This is a genomic window from Natronococcus sp. JC468 (assembly GCF_012163165.1).
Classification (GTDB): domain Archaea; phylum Halobacteriota; class Halobacteria; order Halobacteriales; family Natrialbaceae; genus Natronococcus; species Natronococcus jeotgali.
Genome location: NZ_JAAVUO010000006.1, coordinates 68,564 through 82,650, shown reverse-complemented (window position 1 = coordinate 82,650; position 14,087 = coordinate 68,564). Strand labels below are relative to the sequence as shown.

Below are 14,087 nucleotides of genomic sequence, written 5' to 3'. Positions count from 1 at the left end.
GACGGTTCCCGACGGTTTCAGCCGTCGCCGACGAGCCGCGGCCAGTCCCAGTCGACGCCCTGCGCCGAGCGGAAGCCGATGCTCATCTCGCCGTCGATGCCGGCCGTCTCGTTCGTGTTCACCCCGCCCAGCGTCGCGCCCTCGAGATCCTGGATCCAGAACTCGACTCCCGATTCGCTGTCGGCGACGAACCGACAGTCGACGGTCTCGCCGACGAGGCTCGGCAGCGTCGAGTCCTTCGCGAGGATCTCGGCCCCGTCGCCCGTCTCGCGGGCGATCCGTATCCCGCCGTTGGGATCGATGATGAGCCGCCAGCCGGGCGTCTCCGTCGACCAGACGTCCTCCTCCATCCCGAAGAGGATCCAGGGCTGGAAGGTGTTCGAGTTCGGCCGCACGAGGACCGAGACCTCGCTTCCGTCCTCGGGGTAGTTCGAGAGCCCCTGCCCGGGGAACGACCGCACGTTCGAGTCGCCCTCCTGTCGAAGCCCCCGGCTCGAGTCCGGATGCAGGGCCGCCTCCGAGACGACGGCGGCGTCGCCGGTTCCGTCGAGCGTCCACGACCGATAGAGACCGCCGCCATCGTACTCTTCGAAGTCGTCGATCAGTAGCGCGTCCGAGCCCCCGAGTCCGCCGCTCTCGTCGACCTCGATCTCGTAGGCGGCGGTGTCCGCGCAGTTCGTAAGCGCGAAGGAGTAGACGGCGGTCTCTCCCGGCTCCGGTCCGGGCTCGTCGGCGTAGCGCGTACTCGAGAGCTCGGTGCCGCCCTCGTCGTAGATCCGCGCGGCGGCGTCGAGGGCGCGTTCCGAGTCGCCGACGTTCTCGAGTTCGACGTGGACCTGACAGCGGTCGTCCGGGGAGTCGTCGGCCCGGGTGAAGGTGTGGCGCTCGGCCGAGAAGAACTCGCCCGCGGCGGCGGAGACGTCCACCTCGCCCTCGACAGACTCGTCCTCCCGCAGCTGTTCGTCGTCCGATTCGTTCGCGTCCTCCGACCGGCCGCCGCCCGCGGCACCGTCGCTGCCGTTCGTTTCGGACTCCCCCTCGTCGTCGGACCCCGAATCGCCGCAGCCGGCCAGCGCGATCGAGAGCGTCGTCCCGGCGCTCCCGAGTATCGTCCGTCGTCGCATACGCGAGTATCTATTCAACAGCGGAATAACAGTATCGAAACGACTCTCAGACTCCCTGCCGCGTCGTCACCGTCGTTCAGATCCCTCGGACGGGGTGCCGACGCCCGCCGGCCAGCCGGGCGGCTGCTCGGGCGAGGGGTCGGCGTGTTCGCGTTTCAACACCATCGGCGTCCGCTCGAGCGAGAGCACCTTCGTTCCGTCCTGGTTGTACGCCCGGAGCTCGGTCGTGACGATCCCGACGTGGTCCCGGGAGTTGCTCTCGCGTTTCTCGAGGACCTCGCTCTCGGCGTAGATCGTGTCGCCGTGGTAGACGGGGGCGTGGTGGCGGATCCGATCGTAGCCGAGGTTGGCGGTCGCGTTCACCGAGACGTCGATCACGCTCATCCCGACCGCGAGGGCGATGACGAACGTGCCGTCGACGAGGCGCTCGTCGAACTCGGTCTCGGCGGCGTAGGCCTCGTTGAAGTGCATCGGGTTGAGGTTCATCGTCACGTTCGTGAACCAGACGTTGTCGGTTTCGGTTACGGTCCGGCCGAACGGGTGTTTGTAGACGTCGCCGACCCGGAAGTCCTCGTAGTATCGGCCGTGCCAGCCGGCGACCACACGTCGCTCCGGTTCCTCCCGCCTGTCGACTGCACCGTCGGTGTCTTCGGTCATCGTGTCCGCCCGTACGGTTCCTCGAGGGCGAACTTGATCCTGCCGGCGGTCGCTTCGACGGTGTTTCCCGCTCCGTCACGGGGGAGAGGTCGCGTCGCGGTCGCGGCGAGAACACGTACGTAATGCGAAAGTTCAGGATCTACGCGCCAGAAGGTTTTGGGACCGAACCTATACCGATGTGGCGTGTCGGTAAAAGCGAACTCATGACCTCGATCATCAACCTCGAGATCTCGGGCGAGGGAACCGGACTCGCCGAACTGGTCGACGCGGTTCCGTCGCTGACGTGCGAAGCGGAGGCGACCATCGCCTCGAGCGGGCACGATCTCTGGCTCTCGGGCGCCCCGAAGGCGGAGATCGAAGCCGGGGTCGCCGACGCCTCGTCGATCGACGACTACGCCCTGATCGACGGAGCCGAAGGGAAGTGGCTGTACAACGTCGAGTTCGCTCCGGAGACGATCGACGTCTTCGAACTGGTCCTCGAGGAGGGCGGGACGATCCTCGAGGCGTCCGTGCCGAACGGGTCCTGGGTGCTCGACATCCGTGTCGAGGACCGCAGCGACGCGAGCTCGATCTACGATCGGCTCGAGGACCGCGAGCTCGAGCCGACCATCATCCGCCTGTTCGATACGAACGGGGGCGCTCGATCGCAAACGGGGCTCACGGAGAACCAGTACGAGACGCTGGTCGCGGCGATCGATCACGGCTACTTCGAGATTCCGCGGCGAGTGTCGATGCAGGAACTCGCCGAGGAACTCGATATCTCCCACCAGGCGCTCTCCGAGCGCCTGCGTCGCGCGTACCGATCGCTGGTCACTGCAGAACTCGACGTGACGACCGAGGAGGCCGATTCGGTTCGCTCCCCGACGCTCTCGGACTGACGGCCGCATCGGTTCGCGGCCAGTCGTCGACCTTGCAAAGGGAACCCAAGGAGTGACGTCGATAGCCCCGCTTCCCGCGAACGATGCAAAAGCGCTGTCTGAACTGCGACTGGACGATCCGCGGATCGGAATCCAGCCGGAACGACGAACGGGCCCGCGAGACCCTCGAGCACTTCACCGAGACGGGACACACGATCGTGACCCTCCCCGAGCCGATGAACGCCGAACTGCCCGGGTGACGGTCTCGCGGCAGCCGTCGTTTTCGAGCGCACTCGAGCGCCGGCGTGGGAAGCGCGTTGTTTCCCCCTCGAGGCCCGACGACTCGCCGAGATCGAGGTCGCGGTAGGCGGGACTCGCCGCGACGGGCGCAGACAGCTTTATGGCGCGCACCGTGGTCATGGTGGTCGTTGGCACTGACCAACGGGTGGACGACGATGCCTGAAACACGATTCGAAGTCGACACGAGCAGCGATCCGGACGACCAGCCGGGCCCGACGCCCCACAACCGGTGGCACCCGGACATCCCGGCGACGGTCTCGGTAGAACCGGGCGAAACCTTCCGGCTGGAGATGCTCGACTGGACGGGCGGACAGATCGGCAACGACGACGATCCCAACGACGTCCGGGACGTCGAACTCGAGCAGGTCCACTACCTCAGCGGCCCGGTCGAGGTCGAGGGCGCCGAACCGGGAGACCTCCTCAGGGTCGACCTGCTGGATCTCGGCCCGCTTCGGGACATGGAGTGGGGGTTCAACGGGATCTTCTCCCAGCAAAACGGCGGCGGGTTCCTGACCGATCACTTCCCGGACGCCGCGAAAACGGTCTGGGACGTCGAGGGAACCGTCGTCTCCTCCCGGCACGTCCCCGACGTCCGGTACGAGGGGAAGATCCACCCGGGACTGATCGGCACCGCGCCCTCCCGCGAACTGCTCGAGGAGTGGAACAGCCGCGAGGGAGAGCTGATCGACAGACACATGGACGATCCGGAGTCGATCCGGAACCACCCCACCGGGGAGACGGAGCCGCCGGTAGCGAACCCGCCCACCGAGGCGGGCGCCCTGATGGGCGAGATGGACCCTGACGAGGCCGAGGAGGCCGCGACGGAGGGCGCTCGGACCGTTCCCGGACGGGAGAACGGCGGCAACTGCGACATCAAGGACCTCTCGCTGGGGACGACGATCTACTTCCCGGTCTACGTCGAGGGCGCGAAGCTCTCGATGGGCGACATGCACGCCTCGCAGGGCGACGGCGAGATCTCCTTTTGCGGCGGGATCGAGATGGCCGGCTACGCCGACCTCCGGGTCGACGTCGTCAAGGACGGAATGGAGAAACACGGCGTCGACCACCCGATCTTCCAGCCGGGCCACCGCGGGCCCGACTTCTCCGACTGGGTCACCTTCGAGGGGTACTCGGTCACCGAGGACGGCGAGCAGCGGTACATGGACGCCCACGTCGCCTACCGCCGGGCCGCCCTCGAGGCCATCGACTACCTCGCGAACCTCGGCTACAGCCGCGAGCAGGCCTACATGCTGTTGAGCACCGTCCCCGTCGAGGGACGGATCAGCGGCATCGTCGACGTACCGAACGTCTGCGCGACGCTGTCGATCCCGAACGAGGCCTTCGAGTTCGACATCACGCCCGACTCGCTGGGCAGCGTCGAGAACCGCAGCCGGGACGTCGTCACGGACGACCCCCTCTGAGATCGACGGCCCGTTCGACATCCGGACGATCCCCGCAGAGCGACGTCGATCCCGTGACGGCCGTCCACGAGCCGACACGGGAACATGTTCGACGGGACGTAGACGGACGAGGCGACCGTACCGGAAAACGAGATGAATCCCCTCTCAGGTTTCCGCTCCGGCGGCGTGGACGAGGACCAGTACGACGGATGGGACGAGTTCGTTCTGGCGAACGTTCCCGGGCCGGGGCCGTTCCTCGAGGACCACCGCCCGCTCGAGGGCGAGGACCACGTCGCCGTCCACGAGCGCGCGCGGGAACTGTTCGAGGAGCGGGGCGTCTACGACGCCACCTTCGGGTACAACCTCGCGAAGCTGAACCTCGATCGGCGCCACCCCGACGCCGGGTTTCGGTACGCGCTCGAGGACGACGGCGTCCTGCGGGCCGAGTTCACGCCCACGACCGAGTTCTGTCCGCAGGCCGACGCGCTCCTGAAGGGTGCGTTCCGGGCGTGGAACGACCACGGCGGCGACCGCGAGTACGAGCTGGTTCGCGTCCGCGTCCGCCCGTCCCACAATCAGACGGGATCGATCAACGACGCGCTCGAGGCGGCAGAACGGCGGTTCCGCGAGACCGGGGCCGTCGAGTTCGGAGCCGAGCGCTCCCGCGAGTAGCTCTCGGCGGGCGACGCCGAATCGGCGCGACGGATCGGCGATCGGGTCTCGGAGTCGATCGCTACCGCACGTGTTCGGGGTAACGCCGACGTCGGTGGTATCGGTACCGTTCGACGCATGGCGACGAACTACGACGAGCTGCCGCTGGTGTACTCCTGTTCGGGGTGCTCGAGCGCGGCGCAGCTGGCGAACGAGCTCGCAGTGTCGCTCGACAGGGAGGCGGTCGCCGAGATGTCCTGTATCGCGGGCGTCGGGGGCGACGTCGCGCCGCTGGTCGCGACCGCCACCGACGGACGACCCGTGGTCGCGATCGACGGCTGTCCGCTCGAGTGTACCCACCGGTGTCTATACCGACACGACGTTCGTCCGGACCGACACTACGTTCTCGCGGAGGAGGGCGTTCCGAAGGAGTACCACGCCGACTACGACGACGAGCGAGCCGACGAGTTGTTCCGAAAACTCCGGCCGGAGATCGAGGCCCTCGACGGGGACGACGCGTAGCCGACCGAACCGGTTCGGCCGAACGTCCAACCGGAGCCGGACCGAACGGTCGCTCATGTCCCGAAACGACGGCGAACGGGTCCTCGACGTCCGCGAGGTCGACGGCCCGCCGTTCGACGAGATCTCGACCGCGCTGACCGACCTCGAGGACGGCGAACGGCTCCGGCTGATCGCGCCGTTCGAGCCGCGCCCGCTCTACGAGGTCCTCGAGGAGCGGGGGTTCGAGTACGATCCCGAACGAACGGACGACGGACGCTTCGAGGTGCTGATCGCCGACTCCCTCGAGTAGCCGACCGCTCCGACGAGGACGTTCCCCGGGATCGACGACCGCACTGTCGCCACTGACGGCGAACGTGTTCGTGCCAATCTGCATACTGACACCACGACTACCTCGAGTCGTATGACACGACTCGACGTCCGCGAGATCCCGCCCGTGAACAGGCATCCGACCATCCACGACGCCTTCGCGGAGCTCGACCCCGGCGAGGAGCTGACGATCGTCAACGACCACGAGCCGAAGCCGCTGTTCTACGAGTTCCAGGCCGAGGTCGAGGCGTTCGATCCCGACGGCTACAGCGTCGAGTGCGTCGCCGACGAGAAGTTCGTCGCGACGTTCCCGAAGCGCGCGGACTGATCCGGGTTCGGCGCTCGTCGGCGCGACCGCGTTCCGATCGACGGTCTCGAGCTCGACGGCGACGGCCGACGGGCGAACGTGTTCGGAGCCAACTCGAGGGTCGTGGCGATCCTCGGTTCGAGTATGAACGTACCCGATGGCGTTCGAACGGATCGCGGACCGCCGATGGCGATCCCGTTCCAGTACTTCGTCGTCGCGTTGGGGTTTCTGGTCGCGGGCGCCGTCGGCGGCGTCCTGTCGAGTCTCGCGGCGCTGCCGGGGCTGGGGTCGCCCGCGTACGCCCACCTCCTGCTCGTGGGCTGGATCTGTCTGACCATCATGGGCGCGATGACCCAGTTCGTCCCCGTCTGGTCGGGCGTCGAGCTCCACTCGCGACGGCTCACGACGGTACAGCTGTGGCTCGTCGCGGGCGGGCTCGTCGGGTTCGTCGCCTCGCTGCTGGCTCTCGCGCTGGAGGTGTTGCCCGTCTTCGCCGCGCTCATGCTCGCGGGGATCTGGCTGTTCGTCTACAACGTCGGGCGAACGCTGCTGTCGGCGCGCCCGTTCGATTTCACCGAGCGACACTTCGCCGTGGCGTTCGCGTCGTTCGCGGCGCTCGCGGCGCTCGGGTTCGTCCTCGCACTTGATTTCGCGCTCCCCGTCCTCGACCCGATTGCGCTCGATCGCGGCGACGTGCGCGGAGCCCACGTCACCCTGGCGGTCTTCGGCGCGGTGACCGCGACCGTCGTCGGCGCGATCGCACAGCTCGGGACGATGTTCACTCAGACCGGGAGCGACCCGCTCTACCGCGGCCTCGAGGGCCTCGAGCAGGCGACGTTCCCGCTCGGGCTGGTCCTATTGGCGCTCGGACGCGGCGCCGGGTCGACGACGGTCGCGACCGTCGGCGCCGTCGGCGTCCTCGTCGGGCTCCTCGCGGTCGCGCTCGTGCTCGTCCGTCGGCTGGCCGCCTCGTCGACCGACGCCAGCCCGATGACCGACCGCTACTGGATCGTCGCCGCTGCGCTGTTCGCCTGGATCGGGCTCGCGGCGCCTGCGTGGTTGCTCGATCCGATCGGACCGGAGCGGGTGTTGGGCTACCCGGACGCGACCGCCCTTCTCGTGTTCGGGGTCTTCGGATTCGTCGTCGTCGGGACCCTCTACCACGTGGTTCCCTTTATCATCTGGATCGAACGCTACAGCGACCGCGTCGGGCTCGAGCCGGTGCCGATGATCGACGACCTCTACAGCCACCGGCTCGAGCGCGCCGACCTCGCGGCGACGGGTCTCGGTGCCGCGGGGCTGGTCGTCGGCGAGTTCCTCGGACTGGCGACGCCGGTCGTCGCCGCGTCGGCCGCGGCGCTCGGCGTCGGGTTCTGTCTGTTCGTATCGAACATGCTGCTGACGGTTCACCGACACGATCCGAACGGACTGGGACACGTTCTCCGCCCTCGCCTCGACCCCGCGAAATCGGCGGTCGCGGAAGGAGCCGACGCTCCCGAACCCGATCGCGACCGGAACTGAGCACGCCCCGCGACAAGGCCCGAACTCGTTCGGGGCGGAATAGAGGTCCGACGAGATCCAATGATTGGACATGACGAGTCACCGATCGGTCGTCGCCCGAACCGACGCCCCGACCGACCGCCCTCGAACGGTGCTCGACGTTCGCTCGCTGGGACCGCCCGACCCGCTCCAGCGGACGCTCGAACGGTTGGCCGAACTTCCCGACGAGACCGTCCTCGTCCAGCGGAACGACCGCGCGCCCCAGTTTCTGTACCCAAAACTCGAGGACAGAGGGTACGCCTACGAGACGGTCGAAACCGACGAGGAGGTCGTCACGGTCGTCTGGCGCGAGTGACAGTCCCGCGGAGAGAGACGTATTTCCCCATCGGATCCGGATCCTCGCTCGAAAAGGCGGGACGTCCGCGGTGACGTTTCTTAGATAAGACTCAAAGTTACTAATCTTACGTCTGTATCTTAGATGAGTTAGGTGGGAAAGACACATACCCAAGATTGCGAGCGAACCCGCACGAAGGCGTCGGTTCGTTCGAGCGAGCGGTGACACGACGAAATCGGTGATTTCGTTCCGGGGCCGTCGGAGTACGGCGGTCGATGTGTATCCGTATTCGTCCAATTTCGGATCGGAGATTCCCGCCACAATAAGACATTCGTAAGATTCTAGTACGAAGTCTGAGTGACGTCACGTAATGACCTACGAATACCTGAACGAAGAACTGGTGAACGCGTTGCTCGGGGACGGCCGCGCGAGCCTCCGAAGCCTCGCCGAGGATCTCGACGTGTCCGTCACGACGGTCTCGAACCGGCTCTCGGACCTCGAGGACGAAGGCGTCATCCAGGGGTACACGCCGACCGTCGACTACGGCGCCGTCGGCTACGACGTCACCGCGGTGATGCAGCTCAAAGTCGAGGGGGATGCGCTCGCCGAGATCACGGAGACCTTGCGCGAGCATCCCCAGATGATCTCCGTCTACGAGGTGACGGGCGACTACGACGTGATCGCGATCGGCAAGTTCGAGGACACCGACGACATGAACGATCAGATCAAGTCGCTGATCACCGATCCGGCCATCAACCAGTCCAACACCAGCATCGCGCTCAACGCCGTCGCCGAGAACGAGCAGTTCGAACTCGAGACCGACATCGACGACTGATCGAGGACCGGTCAGTCCGTTTGCTCCGCAGCCTCGTCGAGAAGAACGAGCGCGCCACCGAGCAGGGCGACGTTCTTGCAAAAGTGGATCTCGTTCGCCTGGCGCACCTCGCCTTCCATCGTCCAGAAGTCGTGGATCTGCGGCGTCGTCCCGAGGAAGAAGACGATTACTGCCCCGGCCGACGCGCGCGGGAACTTCCAGAAAACGATCCCCAGGTTGGCGATGAACAACAGTCCGGTGGCAAACGGGACGAGCAGTTCCGGTGCGGGAACCCCCTTCTCGCGGGATATGTCGACGCGTTTCTCGTTGTTTCGAAAGCCGTCGACGGCCATGTACATGAGCGTCACACCGTACAGCAGGCGACCCAGTCTGGACGGCGGGGTGGATGTGTCGGTCATGCGCTCTCAGACGACCTCGATTCGGCTGACGTTCGCGTCGAGCCGACCGACGGTGGAGTACGCCCCGTCCTCGTTTCGCCGCATGAGCCTGCCCTCGACGTCGTCGCGTTGGTCGGGAACGTCGAAGAGCCCGGAGCCACAGATCACGTCGCCGTCGTACACGGCCCACGTCTCGACGATCTCGTGGGGTTCGCCGGGGTAGGAAACGCGCTCGAAGTCCCGCCCGAAGTTCGTCGATTCGAACAGCGCCGCCTCGTGTTCGTCGTCGACCCACGCCGGCGGCGCCTCTTCGCCGCCACAGAAGAACACCCGTCCGTCGTGGACGAACACCCGACGGATGTAGGAGAAGTCGTTCCCGGTGTCGAGTCGGGTCCAGGAGTCCCCGGCGTCGGTCGTCCGGTAGAGGCCGCCGACGCCGACCGCGTGGCCGAGCCCGAGGTTCTCGAGGTCGTGGTCGAGATACCCCGTCGTCGCGAGCCAGACGTCCTCCGAGATCGGCAGCACCTGGTGGACGTCGTCGACGATCGTGTCCCGGCGATCGAGCCAGGTCCGGCCGCCGTCCGTGCTTAGGTGGATCCCCCCTGCTTCGACGCCTGCGACGAGTCGCTCCGGGCGACCGGGGGCGGCCTCGAGAGCGCGCAGTCGTGCGTAGTGGGGATCGATCGGCGACTCCCAGTGGCCTCGAGAGGGGAGTTCTCGGAAGCCCTTCAGCTCCGACCATGTCTCGCCGTCGTCGACCGAGCGGTAAATGTACGGGTCGTTCGTGCCGGCGTACAGCGCCCCGTCGGCAGTCGCGAGTATCGACCACACCTCGCTCCGGCCGGCGTGCCAGAAGCGGTCGCCGAGGGGAACCTCGAGGTCCGCCCACGTCTCGCCGCCGTCTCTCGAGCGATACGCCCCCGTCGACGACGCGACGAACACGCCGTCGGCGTGGTCCCACGACCGGACCGCTGTTACCACCCCACAGTCGAGGACCCGTTCCGCCTCGTCCCGTTCGAACGGAATCCCGCCGACCCGGTACAGGCCGTCGTCCGTCCCGATCAGCAACGTCATATGTGTCATGTTACTTTGCCACATAATAAAGTTTTACCAGTCTGTAAAACACTACGTGTACTCACCGACGATAGCGAACCCGGCACGATCACGCCAGGCTCGCCCGCGACGAAGGAGATGCACATGCCACCGACACACCCGACGAAACGACCGACCGACGCAGCGCACCTCGACGAACGCTCCCCCGACGTACCGACGGACCTCCTGAACCTCCCCTGGATCGACGTCCACAACCACGCGCACACTCTCTCGTGGGCGGATCGAGAGCGGTACGCCCTCTCGGGGTGTGAGTCGATGGTGATGGTCGCCTCGGGGTACCACTGGACGCCCTACAACCCCGTCAGAGCCGAGGACGTCCGGTACCTGTGGGACGACGCGCTCAACCGTCGCGCGGCGATCGAGCGAAACCACTTCTTCGAGGCGAACCTCGGGCTGGGGATTCACACGGGCGCTCGCATCGAGGATCCCGACAACGCCCTCGAGGCGATGGCCGACTACTGCGCGCTCGGGGAGGTCGTCGTGATCGGCGAGACCGGCGTCACGCCCTCCCAGCACGTCAGTAGCTGGGACATAGACGAGCAGCGCGCGATCGTCCAGGCGCAGATGGAACTCGCCGATACCCACGACCTGCCGGTGCTCCTGCACACGCCGAACACCTCGAGCGACTCGGGGCGATCCTACCGCTCAGGAATCGGAACGCCGGGCTACGAGAAGAACCCCGGGCTGGGTCAGGAGCCGGTGATCGACGCCGAGAACCCGGCGCTCGAGGCGGTGAAGATCGACGTCGAGGCGGCTCGGGATGCGGACCTCGACGAGGAGCGGGTCGTCGCCTCCCACGCCGACAGAAACAACACCCCCTACCTGATGGAGGAGACCGACTGCTACCTGAGCTACACGATCGGCCACTCGTGGCTGATCGGCGTCGACGCTGCGGACGTCGCCGACGCGATCGACGAGTACGGCCCCGAGCGGATCATGATCGATACCGACTGTGCGAACGTGCTCCGGACCGACCCCTTCGCGTTGAAGCGGGCCATCCTCGAGTTGTATCGCTACGGGATCGACGAGGCGGCGATTCGGAAAGTGGTTCTCGAGAACCCGCGCGAGGTGTTTGATATCGGGGGAAACTCCTGAAAGAGAAGTACTGCTGGTATAGTGACTGCGAATCTATCAAGTAGGGCTGCGTGTCATTTATTGCCACGCACGCTGTAGAATATGCGATCAGTTCTGATGCAAATACCAGAAACTCGGGAAGTGACGTGTCCGAAATGCGGGGAGAACAGCAGTATCCCAGTCCCAGAACGGGACGTCGAACTGAAAGTCAGCCCGTACGTCGCCGCGTTCGGTGATCACACGGAGCTCAAATGCTCGAACGAACACGTCTTCTGGGTCTACTACTGCTAACCATACGCCTTCTACCGGTCGCCCGGTTCGCTTGCCTCCGCAACGGGTCAACCAATCGGATTCGGAACTGAAATTGAGGGAGAACGCGTACTACTGACCACTACTTCTCGAACGCACAGGTGTTCATCAGTTCGCCGATTCCATCGATCCCGATCGTTACCTCGTCGCCGTCCTCGAGCAACACCGGCGGCTCCCGGTAGACGCCGACGCCCGGTGGCGTGCCGGTGAAAAGGAGGTCGCCCGGCTCGAGCGTGAACGCCCGGCTGCAGAACGACACCAGCTCGTCGACGCCGAAGACGAGGTTCGCGGTCGTCGACTCCTGGAGTCGCTCGCCGTTGACCTCGGCCCAGATCTCGAGGTCGTGGGGGTCGTCGACCTCGTCCGCGGTGACGAGTTCGGGTCCGATCGGGGCGAAACCGTCGAGGCTCTTGCCGCGAACCCACTGGCCGTCGCCGTGCTGGAGGTCCCGCGCCGAGACGTCGTTGCCGACGAGGTAGCCCGCGACGTGCTCGAGGGCCTCCCCCTCGTCGACGCGCCGGGCTTCCTCGCCGATGACAACGACGAGTTCGGCCTCGTAGTCGACCTTCTCGGTGAGGTCGGGATCCCAGCTAATCGTGTTCCCGGGGCCCGTAATCGTCGTCGGGAACTTCGAGAAGAGGACAGGTTCGTCGGGGATCGGATTGTCGCCCTCCTCGGCGTGATCCCGGTAGTTCAGCCCGACACAGACCACCTTCTGCGGATCGTGTACCGGCTCGAGCCGATCGACGTCGTCGAGGTCGTAGACGCCGACGCCCGTCTCCGCGGCGTGCTCGACGGCCAGTTCGGCCTTCCGTCGCCACTCCCAGCCGGCCAGCAGCTCGGTGCTCGAGCGGGGCAAGTCGACGCCGGCGGCGGCGCCCGCCTCGGCGAGGTTGACGACCGTCTCGTCGTCGGTTCTGGCGCCACACCAGGGCTGTTCTCCGTTCGTCGTCGTGTATTGTCCGAGTCGCATATGAGTGATCTGTAGCGGGTAGTTACTCGAGATCGATGCCGGCCTCCTCGAGCAGCCGTTCGCCGGAGGCGACGAAGCGGTCGAACTCCGCTTCGAGGAGGGGGTTGTGCAGTTCGCCGTCGCGCTTGACCGGTTCGCCGTCGACGAGCACGGTGTCGATGTGAGACGGATCCGACTGGAAGACGACGGTCTGGATCGGGTCGTGACACGGCGCGGTCATGAAGTCGTCCGTACGGATCATGACGATGTCCGCGCGCTTGCCGGGCGTGAGCGTGCCGATCTCCTCTTCCATGTTCAGCGCCCGCGCCCCCTCGATGGTGGCCATCTCGAGGGTGTCCCGCGCGGTCGTCTGTACCTCGGTGACCGCCGAATCACCCTCGAGGATCGCCTGGTTCTCGAACATCCGCTGGACCTGCAGGCCGATCCGCATCTGGGTGGCCATGTCGCCGCTGATGTCCGAGCAGACGTCGACGCCCCACGCCGGTCGGCCGCCGGCCTCGAGGACCTTCCCCGTCACGGGAACGCCGTGGCCCATCTGCATCTCGACTTCGGGCGTCGCCGAGAACGAGACCCCCTGCTCGACGGCGTGGTCGACGTCTTCCTGAGAGAAGTGGTTCCCGTGGGCGACGTTGACGTCCGGGCCGAGCACGTCGCGGAGGCAGCCAAAGCCCTGGTAGTCGTCGCCGTAGACCGACGAGGGCCAACACGCGGCGCCCATGTGGAGCGTGGCGACGGCGTCGAGGTCGCGGGCCAGTTCCAGATCGCTGCGGGCGGTCTCGTCGGTACAGAAGTCCGGCCCCCGGAGCCCGAGCCCGAGGCTGAGCAGGTCGTCGTCGCGGATCCGCTCGGCGTAGAACTCGCGGATCTGCCCCTCGGGGAGGCCGACGTCGCTGTTGAACCACCACGTCGCCGCGTCGTCGCCCGGCGGCCCGTAGGTGTACACCGCGCGCAGTCCGGCGTCCTGGAGCGCGTCGACGGCCCGTTCGGCGTGCTCGAGCGAGTTGGGGTACGACCAGTCCAGGGCCGTGGTCGTCCCCGTGTAGAGCTTCTCCAGTGCGCCGAAGAGTCCGCCGAGATACATGTCCTCGGGTCGGTAGAGTCCGGTGATGTTGCCGAGCATGTGGTCGAAGTACTCTCCCATGAGCGACCAGTTCCCGGCGATACCCCGTACCTGGGTCTGTGCGAGGTGGATGTGCGAGTCGACGAATCCCGGCAGGACGATGTGGTCGCTCGCGTCGATCTCCTCGGCGTTCGACGCGCTTAGCCCGCGCCCGATCTCGACGATCTCGCCGTCCTCGATCAGCACGTCGGCTTCGTCTAGCTCACCGATTTCGGGGTCGAGCGAGACGACGGTGCCGTTCCGGATGTGTGTCTGTGTCATGCGCGATCTGACAGACTGACCGCGGGGACAAAAGTTTACCGTCCGGTAAACTCTCCATCGGCGGAGC

Annotated in this window: 17 protein-coding genes; 11 read left to right on the top strand and 6 right to left on the bottom strand. The window is 66.3% G+C overall.

All coding sequences use genetic code 11. From position 1 onward, the window contains the following. Positions 1 to 17: 17 nt before the first annotated feature. Both GWG54_RS05625 and GWG54_RS05620 read right to left on the bottom strand, forming a co-directional pair. A complete protein-coding gene (locus GWG54_RS05625; protein WP_167936847.1) occupies positions 18 to 1,124 on the bottom strand; it encodes a hypothetical protein in 1,107 nt (368 codons plus the stop codon). Between the two features lie 66 nt (positions 1,125 to 1,190). Next, on the bottom strand, positions 1,191 to 1,781 hold the full coding sequence (locus tag GWG54_RS05620; RefSeq protein WP_167936846.1) for a MaoC family dehydratase: 591 nt from the start codon (positions 1,779 to 1,781) through the stop codon (positions 1,191 to 1,193). Between the two features lie 203 nt (positions 1,782 to 1,984). Here GWG54_RS05620 and GWG54_RS05615 point away from each other — a divergent pair, with 203 nt between their 5' ends. From GWG54_RS05615 to lrp, 10 genes are all read left to right on the top strand, one after another. Then, entirely contained in the window at positions 1,985 to 2,659 is a 675-nt protein-coding gene (locus tag GWG54_RS05615) for a helix-turn-helix domain-containing protein (RefSeq protein WP_167936845.1), read from the top strand. A gap of 83 nt (positions 2,660 to 2,742) precedes the next feature. Further along, complete coding sequence (locus GWG54_RS05610) at positions 2,743 to 2,898, top strand: hypothetical protein (protein ID WP_167936844.1); 156 nt, start codon at positions 2,743 to 2,745, stop codon at positions 2,896 to 2,898. Between the two features lie 195 nt (positions 2,899 to 3,093). Continuing rightward, positions 3,094 to 4,359: a formamidase gene (gene fmdA / locus GWG54_RS05605; protein WP_167936843.1), complete on the top strand. Its 1,266-nt coding sequence runs from the start codon at positions 3,094 to 3,096 to the stop codon at positions 4,357 to 4,359. Positions 4,360 to 4,491: 132 nt separating this feature from the next. Further along, entirely contained in the window at positions 4,492 to 5,010 is a 519-nt protein-coding gene (locus GWG54_RS05600) for a hypothetical protein (protein WP_167936842.1), read from the top strand. A 117-nt stretch (positions 5,011 to 5,127) separates the two neighbouring features. Continuing rightward, a complete protein-coding gene (locus tag GWG54_RS05595; RefSeq protein ID WP_167936841.1) occupies positions 5,128 to 5,511 on the top strand; it encodes a putative zinc-binding protein in 384 nt (127 codons plus the stop codon). A 55-nt stretch (positions 5,512 to 5,566) separates the two neighbouring features. Further along, complete coding sequence (locus GWG54_RS05590; protein WP_167936840.1) at positions 5,567 to 5,800, top strand: DUF2249 domain-containing protein; 234 nt, start codon at positions 5,567 to 5,569, stop codon at positions 5,798 to 5,800. A gap of 111 nt (positions 5,801 to 5,911) precedes the next feature. Then, positions 5,912 to 6,145: a DUF2249 domain-containing protein gene (locus GWG54_RS05585; RefSeq protein ID WP_167936839.1), complete on the top strand. Its 234-nt coding sequence runs from the start codon at positions 5,912 to 5,914 to the stop codon at positions 6,143 to 6,145. 123 nt (positions 6,146 to 6,268) lie between these two features. Further along, positions 6,269 to 7,645 (top strand): cbb3-type cytochrome c oxidase subunit I, encoded by a 1,377-nt coding sequence (locus tag GWG54_RS05580; protein ID WP_167936838.1) that lies wholly within the window; start codon positions 6,269 to 6,271, stop codon positions 7,643 to 7,645. Between the two features lie 70 nt (positions 7,646 to 7,715). Then, on the top strand, positions 7,716 to 7,979 hold the full coding sequence (locus GWG54_RS05575) for a DUF2249 domain-containing protein (protein WP_167936837.1): 264 nt from the start codon (positions 7,716 to 7,718) through the stop codon (positions 7,977 to 7,979). A 349-nt stretch (positions 7,980 to 8,328) separates the two neighbouring features. Further along, on the top strand, positions 8,329 to 8,793 hold the full coding sequence (lrp, locus tag GWG54_RS05570; protein ID WP_167936836.1) for an HTH-type transcriptional regulator Lrp: 465 nt from the start codon (positions 8,329 to 8,331) through the stop codon (positions 8,791 to 8,793). An 11-nt stretch (positions 8,794 to 8,804) separates the two neighbouring features. Here lrp and GWG54_RS05565 read toward each other — a convergent pair whose 3' ends face one another. Then, positions 8,805 to 9,191, bottom strand: a complete 387-nt coding sequence (locus GWG54_RS05565; RefSeq protein WP_167936835.1) for a DoxX family protein — start codon at positions 9,189 to 9,191, stop codon at positions 8,805 to 8,807. Positions 9,192 to 9,197: 6 nt separating this feature from the next. Beyond that, positions 9,198 to 10,244: a sialidase family protein gene (locus GWG54_RS05560; protein WP_167936834.1), complete on the bottom strand. Its 1,047-nt coding sequence runs from the start codon at positions 10,242 to 10,244 to the stop codon at positions 9,198 to 9,200. A 123-nt stretch (positions 10,245 to 10,367) separates the two neighbouring features. Here GWG54_RS05560 and GWG54_RS05555 point away from each other — a divergent pair, with 123 nt between their 5' ends. Then, positions 10,368 to 11,378: a TatD family hydrolase gene (locus GWG54_RS05555; protein ID WP_167936833.1), complete on the top strand. Its 1,011-nt coding sequence runs from the start codon at positions 10,368 to 10,370 to the stop codon at positions 11,376 to 11,378. Positions 11,379 to 11,748: 370 nt separating this feature from the next. Here the strand turns inward: GWG54_RS05555 and GWG54_RS05550 are convergent, their stop codons facing one another. Beyond that, complete coding sequence (locus tag GWG54_RS05550) at positions 11,749 to 12,639, bottom strand: fumarylacetoacetate hydrolase family protein (RefSeq protein WP_167936832.1); 891 nt, start codon at positions 12,637 to 12,639, stop codon at positions 11,749 to 11,751. A gap of 22 nt (positions 12,640 to 12,661) precedes the next feature. After that, a complete protein-coding gene (locus tag GWG54_RS05545; protein WP_167936831.1) occupies positions 12,662 to 14,020 on the bottom strand; it encodes an amidohydrolase family protein in 1,359 nt (452 codons plus the stop codon). Positions 14,021 to 14,087: the final 67 nt, after the last annotated feature.